This is a genomic window from uncultured Bradyrhizobium sp. (assembly GCF_947648125.1).
GTDB lineage: Bacteria > Pseudomonadota > Alphaproteobacteria > Rhizobiales > Xanthobacteraceae > Bradyrhizobium.
Map to the genome: position 1 here is coordinate 207,010 of NZ_CANSMR010000012.1, position 6,695 is coordinate 213,704.

Genomic DNA, 6,695 nt, shown 5'->3' on the forward strand with positions numbered 1-6,695 from the left:
GCCCGGAATCTCGTCAAACCACTTCGAGACCTCCGGGTCTGCGCCTCGCGGCGCAGCCCGGAATGACGGAACAACTGAGATGCAGGGGCATCGGGTTTCAATGGGTAAGATCACAGGTTTTCTCGAGATCGAGCGGCATGACCGCAAGTACGAGCCGGTCGCCGAGCGGCTCAAGAACTTCAACGAGTTCGTCATTCCGCTGAGCGAGAAGGACACGCGCGACCAGGCCGCGCGCTGCATGAATTGCGGCATCCCCTATTGCCACGGCACCGGCTCGACCGCGCCGGGCACGCCGGGCTGCCCGGTCAACAACCAGATCCCCGATTTCAACGACCTCGTCTACCAGGGCAACTGGGAAGAGGCCTCGCGCAACCTGCACTCGACCAACAATTTCCCCGAGTTCACCGGCCGGATCTGCCCGGCGCCGTGCGAGGCGTCCTGCACGCTCAACATCGACGACAACCCGGTCACCATCAAGACGATCGAATGCGCGATCGTCGACCGCGCCTGGGACAATGGCTGGCTGAAGCCGGAGATATCAGCGCAGAAGACCGGCAAGAAGGTCGCCGTGATCGGCTCGGGCCCCGCCGGCATGGCTGCGGCGCAGCAGCTCGCGCGCGCCGGCCACGAGGTGCATGTCTACGAGAAGTTCGCCAGAGCCGGCGGCCTGCTGCGCTATGGCATTCCCGACTTCAAGATGGAGAAGGGCATCATCGATCGCCGCGTGGCGCAGATGGAAGCCGAGGGCGTCACCTTCCACTACGGCAAGGCGGTGGGCGGCTCGACGCTAGGTGCGATCGACCCGCAGGAGCTCGCCAAGCAGTATGACGCCGTGGCGCTGACCGGCGGCGCGGAAGCCCCGCGCGACCTGCCGATCCCGGGCCGCGACCTCGCCGGCATCCACTTCGCGATGGACTTCCTGCCGCAGCAGAACCGCCGCGTCTCCGGCGAGCCGCTGAACGACGCCGCCGACATCCTCGCCGGCGGCAAGCACGTCGTCGTGATCGGCGGCGGCGACACTGGATCGGACTGCATCGGCACCTCGTTCCGGCAAGGCGCGAAGTCAGTGACCCAGCTCGAGATCATGCCGGCGCCGCCCGAGCATGAGAACAAGGGCGTGACCTGGCCGAACTGGCCGCTGAAGATGCGGACCTCGTCGAGCCAGGCCGAAGGCGCGGTGCGCGAATACGCCGTGCTGACCACGAAGTTCGAGGGCAAGGACGGCAAGGTCACCAAGCTGCATTGCGTCAAGGTCGACGACAAGTTCAAGCCGCTGCCCGGCACCGAGTTCACGCTCGACGCCGAGCTGGTGCTGCTGGCGATGGGCTTCGTGCATCCGGTGCACGAGGGCCTGCTCAAGACGCTCGGCGTCGAGCTCGACCAGCGCGGCAACGTCCGTGCGTCCCTCCAGGACTACAAAACCTCGCGCGCGAAAATCTTCTCCGCCGGCGACATGCGCCGCGGCCAGTCGCTCGTGGTCTGGGCGATCCGCGAAGGCCGCCAGTGCGCGCGCTCGATCGACAGCTTCCTGATGGGCAAGACCGACCTGCCGGGGTAATCGCCCCGGCTGTTGCCCGACGCTTTAGCCGCATACTGAGTTGTCATCGCCCGCGAAAGCGGGCGATCCAGTATTCCAGAGACCTCTGCTGAATGATCCGGCGCCGCGGCGGATCGACACCATTTGCGTTCTTAATCGAGATCAGTGGCTCAATTAATTTCACCGCGCCCGTTACGCCTGTCAGGATCGCCGCGCATGGCGAGGAATTGAAACGATGTTGGCGGGACCGCGGCCGGAATGGCTGACTTTCGATTGCTACGGGACGCTGATCCAATGGGACGAAGGTCTGGCTGCTGCGGTTCGCAGCATCCTGTCCCGCAGCGGAGGATCGGTCGATCCGAATGAGCTCCTCGCGATCTACGACCGCCATGAGCATCGGCTGGAGCAGCAACGCCCGCATATGTCCTTCAGGGACGTCAGTGCCGAAGCGCTGCGCCTGACGATGGCGGAGCTGGCGTTGCCCTTCGACGCGAGCCAGGCGGAGCTTCTGATTTCGTCGATCAGCGTGATGCCTCCGTTTCCGGAGGTGGTCGAGACGCTGGGCCACCTCAAGGCAGCCGGCCTGAAGCTTGCGATCATCTCCAACACCGATGATGCGATCATCGCCGGCAATGTCGCGCAACTCGGCAGTCACATCGATCGCGTCATCACCGCCGAGCAGGCCGAAGCCTACAAGCCCTCCGCGCGGATCTTCCAGCACGCCTGGAACGCCATCGGCGTCGGCAAGGACAGGCTGCTGCATATCTGCGCCAGCCCGCATCTCGACCTCGCGGCCGCTCGCGAACTCGGCTTTCGAGCGATCTGGATCGATCGTGGCACGGGCCGGCAGCCGTTGTCGGACTATGTGCCGAACGCGACGGCCAGCGCGCTCGACCGGGTGCCCGAGCTGCTGCGCGCTGCCGGCTGGATGTGACGCTGCACCGGAAGCGAAATCAGCTAGTTCTGCACCCGCACGCCCAGCATCACGACCGTCGACGCCGAGCTCTGTCCGGCCAGGTTCGAATCCAGCCAGTCGCGGCGCACGGTGCCCTTGATCCAGAGGCTGCGGGTCATCTTGTAGATCAGGTCGGCCGACACCGAATAGATCGTGTCGTTGCGGTTGTCGCCCTGGTAGTCGAGCGTGCCGTAGGTGAATTTGCCGATGCCGGTCAGCCAGCGGCGGAAGTCGTGGTCGACCTCGACGGTGTAGGTGCGCGACAGCACGCCGGAGGTACCGGGCAGCGTGGTCTCGCCGAGCTGGGTGTCGGAATAGAATTTCGCCGTGGTCAGCGGCGTCGCGGTCCAGGTCAGCGATGCGGTGGTCAGCAGGCCCTCGAGTGGGCTAAGCCGCGGGTCGACATAGTCGCGCCTGGCATAGCCGATCGAGATTTCGCCGAACAGAATCCGCGTGAACTCGAACGACGTGCCGACCTTGGCGTAACCGCCCGACGAATTGCGCGCGTAACCGGCGCGGTCGAGATAGAGATCATGGAAGCGGCTGTCGCCCTCCACTTCCACGAACGGCTTCACGGCCGGATTGAGCTCATAGCTGACGCGGCCGACACCCCCATATTGGGTGAAGTTGCGGTCGTCGTTCGACGACGAGGTGCCGTCGGTCAGCTTCGACCATTGGTAATCGGTGCGGTCGACGGTGCCGCCGAGCGAGACCTGCATGCGGTTGAAATGCTGGTCGATGCCGAAGGTGCCGCCGACCGTGGTGTAGAGCGGATATTTGGCGAGGCCGGCCTGCACGTTCGGGCTGCCGGGATTGTCGGTCGAGACCAGCATGCGGGCCTGTCCCGTCAGATGCGTGTCCCTCGACACATCGAGACGGCCGTCGATATGGCCGGTGAAGTTCGGACGGTCGATATCGAGCGGCGCCGACAACGGCGTGCCGTCAATCGGCGTCAGTTGGGAGCCGTAGCCGGTGAACGAGCCGCGCAGATCGGCGACGACGGCGTGGCGCTCCCAGTCCGACATCGCGACGAATTCCGGCGCGACCATGTAGAACGCCTTGCCCTGCGGCGAATTCAGGCGGCCCGGATTGGTATCGTAGCCCGCCATCACCTCGACCGCGGTCTTCACCATGAACGAGCCGGCGTAATCGCCGACCGCGCCGAACGGATCGTCGTCGATCTTGAGCCGCCTGCGCGCCGGCTGGCCGACGATGGTGCCGGCCATCGCCGGCGGCAGCGGCGGCTTGCTGGCGGTCTCCGACGGCGGGATCGACAGCCGCAACTGCCCGGCCGCGGTCAACGGCGGCGGCGTGGGCACCGGCGAGCCGGGTCCCGGCGGCGGCTTCGGCTTGGCTTGGCCCGGATAATATTTCGGCTTCAGGCGCTTCCGATTGAGCGAGTCATAGCCTGATGTCGCCGCGCCGTTGGCGGCAGGCAGACCATAGGTCGGGACCTGTCCGACGCGTTCCGGCGTTGACGCCGACGACGAGGCACGCCGGGCAGGATCGGCGTCGGGCAGCCTCAAGCCGTTGAGCGGATCCATGGCATCGGCGGTGGTCCGGCGCAGCGGCGAATCCTGGGTGATCACCTGGCTCTGCCGGTTCGGGCTGAACAGATCGGGCGTCACGGTCTGGGCGCTGGCGCGCCCGGTCGTCGCGGCCAGCGCAGGAGTCAGCAAAAGGCATGGCAAAACCACGCGAACGAGGCGTCCGCGCCGATTTGGGCCGCTTGCTGGCCGCCGCCACACGATGGAAATACCCCAACGAATTCATGCACTTGACGTACGCATCCCGCCTGGCGGCGAAAAACGTCGTTAATGGAGTTAAAACAATTATGGTTAATGAGCCGTTGAGGATCCGCCGCCGCGCGTCGCATCGCGGAATCGAACGTGCTAAGGGAGACGCCCGGGTGCAAAAGCCCTCCCCTGGAATCCGAAATGGCCAAACCGAAACCGCTGATGACCAAATCATCCGGCCCCGATGACGGCGCCGTTCAATCGGCGCTCCGCACCCTCGATGCCGAAGCAAGCGGCGTCGCTGCGCTGTCTGCGGCACTCAAATCCGACCTCGGCGCGACGTTCACGGCGGCGGCCGAGCTGATCCGCAACGCCAAGGGGCGGCTGATCGTGACCGGGCTCGGCAAGTCGGGCCATATCGGTCGCAAGATCGCCGCGACCTTTGCCTCGACGGGTACGCCGGCGTTCTTCGTGCACACCGCCGAAGCCAGCCACGGCGACCTCGGCATGATCACGGCCGACGACGCGATCCTGGCGCTGTCATGGTCCGGCGAGCAGCCGGAGATGCGCAATCTGATCGCCTATGCCGCGCGCTTCGGCATCCCGCTGATCGCGATGACCGCCGACAAGGACTCGACGCTGAGCAAAGCGGCCGACGTGCAGCTCACCATGCCGAAGGCCCGCGAGGCCTGCCCGCACAATCTGGCGCCGACCACGTCCTCGCTGATGATGCTGGCGCTCGGCGATGCGCTGGCGATCGCGCTGCTCGAAGGCCGCGGCTTCACCTCGACCGATTTCAGCGTGCTGCATCCGGGCGGCAAGCTCGGCGCGCTCCTGAAATATGCCCGCGACCTGATGCACAGCGGCGAGACGCTGCCGCTGAAGCCGCTCGGCACCAAGATGTCGGATGCGCTGGTCGAGATGACCTCCAAGGGCTTTGGCTGCGTCGGCATCGTCGACCGCCACGGCCATCTCGTCGGCATCGTCACCGATGGCGATTTGCGCCGGCAGCTGACGCGCCCCGAGCTTTTGACGCTGTCGGTCGACGAGGTCATGACCAAGACCCCGAAAACCATCAGCCGCGACACGCTGGCCGGCGAAGCGCTGGAAGTGCTCAACGCCTCGAAGATCACGACGCTGATCGTGACCGATGCGAAGAAGCCGGTCGGCATCATCCATCTACACGATCTGCTGCGCGCCGGCGTGGCGTAGGCCACGCTTCTCTCCGTCATTGCGAGCCAACGGGTCGCGCGAATGCGCGCCCGATGACAGGCTAAGCGAAGCAATCCATCTCTCCGCTCGCGGAGGCATGGATTGCTTCGTCGCTTCGCTCCTCGCAATGACGGCGATTACCTCGGAAACCGCGCCGCGGTCGCCTCCAGTGGCAAGGCCAGCGCGTTGGCGAGGTAGGAGACCGTGCGGTAGAAGCCGCACAACAGGATGATCTCCAGCACCTGATCGTCATCATAATGCGCCGACAGCGCGGCGAATTCCGCGTCATCCAGCGTCGCCCGCGCATGCAGCGCGTCGACCGCGGCGAGCAACGCCTGTTCGGCCGGCGACCAGCAGTCGGCATCGGCCGCACCGCGCACGGTGGCGTGGACCTGCTCATCCGACAGCCCGGCGGCGGCGCCGAACGCCGTGACATGCACGCCCCATTCATATTCGCAGGCGTTGAGCGCGCAGGTGCGGTCGATCACGATCTCGCGCTCCCGCAACGGCAGCGGCCCGCGGTCGAGCAGGCTGCCGCCGCGAAACTTCTCCCAGGCGCGCGGGTGCCCCGCCATCATGCGGAACAGCACCAGCGGCGGCTTGCCGCGCATGATGCGGTCGAAATGCTGTTGAACGTCCGCCGCATAGGGCGGATCGAGTGGCGCGATGCGTGACATGGGCTGATCTCATTGCTACATTTACTGTAGCAATACGCTACAATATCTGTAGCGATCGACGCAAGCGAGATTCATGAGGTATTCGCGACATGGCGAAGCAGGCTCCAGCCACGAAACCCGGCGTCCGCGGTTCGCGATCCGGCCGCCCGATCATGGCGCTGCTCGATCTGCTCGGACGACGCTGGACCTTGCGCATCGTCTGGGAGCTGCGCGAGGGCGCACTGACCTCACGCGCGCTGCGCACCGCCTGCGACGAGGCCTCACCGACGATCCTGCAGACCCGGTTGACCGAGCTGCGCGAGGCGGGCTTCGTCGAGCTGACTGATGATGGTTACGGCCTCACTGTGCTGGGCCGGGAGCTGTTCCAGACCTTCACGCCACTCCATCGCTTCGCCGAGCGCTGGAGCAAGCAGGAAGGCAGCTAGGCCGTGATGAAGTCAGGTTGAACTGGCAACCGCAAAGACGCTGTGCTCCCTCTCCCGCTTGCGGGGGAGGGCCGGGGTGGGGGGTTCGCCGCAGATCCCATCGTGGAGAGAGCCCCCCCCCGCCGCGCTGCGCGCGTCGGCCTCCCCCGCACG

6 protein-coding genes are annotated in these 6,695 nt (G+C 65.9%); 4 read left to right on the top strand and 2 right to left on the bottom strand.

All coding sequences use genetic code 11. The features are described from left to right. Positions 1-100: 100 nt before the first annotated feature. Together Q0030_RS22230 and Q0030_RS22235 are read left to right on the top strand one after the other, a co-directional pair. The gene (locus Q0030_RS22230; RefSeq protein ID WP_298371693.1) at positions 101-1,558 is read left to right on the top strand and encodes a glutamate synthase subunit beta; all 1,458 of its coding nucleotides are present in this window, start codon (positions 101-103) and stop codon (positions 1,556-1,558) included. 214 nt (positions 1,559-1,772) lie between these two features. Beyond that, positions 1,773-2,471, top strand: coding sequence for a haloacid dehalogenase type II (locus Q0030_RS22235; RefSeq protein ID WP_298371695.1), 699 nt, complete (start codon positions 1,773-1,775; stop codon positions 2,469-2,471). Between the two features lie 23 nt (positions 2,472-2,494). Here Q0030_RS22235 and Q0030_RS22240 read toward each other — a convergent pair whose 3' ends face one another. Then, positions 2,495-4,189, bottom strand: a complete 1,695-nt coding sequence (locus Q0030_RS22240; RefSeq protein WP_298371696.1) for an outer membrane beta-barrel protein — start codon at positions 4,187-4,189, stop codon at positions 2,495-2,497. Between the two features lie 240 nt (positions 4,190-4,429). Here Q0030_RS22240 and Q0030_RS22245 point away from each other — a divergent pair, with 240 nt between their 5' ends. Continuing rightward, positions 4,430-5,440, top strand: a complete 1,011-nt coding sequence (locus Q0030_RS22245; protein WP_298371698.1) for a KpsF/GutQ family sugar-phosphate isomerase — start codon at positions 4,430-4,432, stop codon at positions 5,438-5,440. Positions 5,441-5,577: 137 nt separating this feature from the next. Here the strand turns inward: Q0030_RS22245 and Q0030_RS22250 are convergent, their stop codons facing one another. Further along, entirely contained in the window at positions 5,578-6,117 is a 540-nt protein-coding gene (locus Q0030_RS22250; RefSeq protein ID WP_298371699.1) for a carboxymuconolactone decarboxylase family protein, read from the bottom strand. An 89-nt stretch (positions 6,118-6,206) separates the two neighbouring features. Between Q0030_RS22250 and Q0030_RS22255 the strand changes: the two genes are divergently transcribed. Continuing rightward, entirely contained in the window at positions 6,207-6,542 is a 336-nt protein-coding gene (locus tag Q0030_RS22255; RefSeq protein WP_298371700.1) for a helix-turn-helix domain-containing protein, read from the top strand. Positions 6,543-6,695 lie beyond the last annotated feature (153 nt).